Origin of the sequence: Vibrio sp. YT-16, assembly GCF_033337405.1 — a bacterium.
In the GTDB taxonomy this organism is placed as follows: Bacteria; Pseudomonadota; Gammaproteobacteria; order Enterobacterales; family Vibrionaceae; genus Vibrio; species Vibrio alginolyticus.
Genome location: NZ_JAWOQQ010000148.1, coordinates 1 through 1,064, shown reverse-complemented (window position 1 = coordinate 1,064; position 1,064 = coordinate 1). Strand labels below are relative to the sequence as shown.

At 44.8% G+C, this 1,064-nt stretch carries 1 protein-coding gene; it reads right to left on the bottom strand.

The window, feature by feature from the left end:
• Positions 1 to 891 (bottom strand): DUF1254 domain-containing protein (locus tag R7F07_RS25385; RefSeq protein WP_318110693.1); only part of this gene is annotated, 891 nt, incomplete at its 3' end.
• Between the last annotated feature and the right edge of the window lie 173 nt (positions 892 to 1,064).

Genomic DNA, 1,064 nt, shown 5'->3' with positions numbered 1-1,064 from the left:
AATATCGCGTGGCGCATCACCCAAGGTATCGCGTGTACCAAGCAACGTACGAGCATCTGTCATTTTAGGTGCAAGTTCGACGAGGTGTTCCATGCCTTTCTTCTCACCAACTTTTGCCAGTTTTAGCTGCTCAGGTGTGAAGTCAGTTTTGCATGGTTCAACACCGATAGATTGGTATTTGTCCAACCACTGTTTGTCTGCATTGCCCATCGAGCCATCACATAGCACGAAGTTCACGCGTTCAAGCCATGTTGAATTTTTGGGATCTGGGTACGTTCTTTGTACTGGTTTTGGACCGTTCTTACCTAAATATTCCGATAGGGTACGAATGTTCCATTGGTCCATGTAGTTAAGCGCGACTTTTGCATCTTCGTCATTCACTGCCATGATGCGACCCATCAGCTTCACAAGGTTGCTGTCTACGCGAACCACTTCGTCGACAGAAGCTGGCACTTCACCTTGCCAATCTTGTGCTGCAAACATGAACTGGCCGCCTTTTGTGCCGCGAGTACGAGAACTGAACGCTGCGTTGGTGTAGTGGCCCATGTCCATTGTGTGCAAAATCCAGTAACGGCCTTCATCCATATCAGGCACGCTTACAATGACAGGTTCTGCAGCAACATCTAACCAGCCCATAAGGTGAAGCGTATCGTTATTAATGGTTGGGTGAGCGGTGTAAGAGTCATCAGCTAGAGCACGAATATTCTGAAAGCGGTTGAGCGGATAGTTGTTTTCTACCGCCGTGTGATAGAAAAACTTATACGCTTCATCAATAGAGTAGCCGTAGATATAAGCATCTTCTGCAAGATCAACATTGGTGTTAGCCGCAAATACAGGGCTGGCACCTAGCGCTGATAATCCCAATAGAGTAACGAGTAATTTTTGTTTCATGGCTGGTTTCATCCATTTGGTTGTGAGGATATGTTTCCAGCTAAGCTTAGTCGTTAACCCGTTTATTACAGAAATGAATTGTGAGTATTTAGCCTATATCAAAAGTGATATGCTTTGAGAAAAGCTAAAGAGATAATGTTGATGAACTTTGATTACAATTTGCTCAAGGTGCT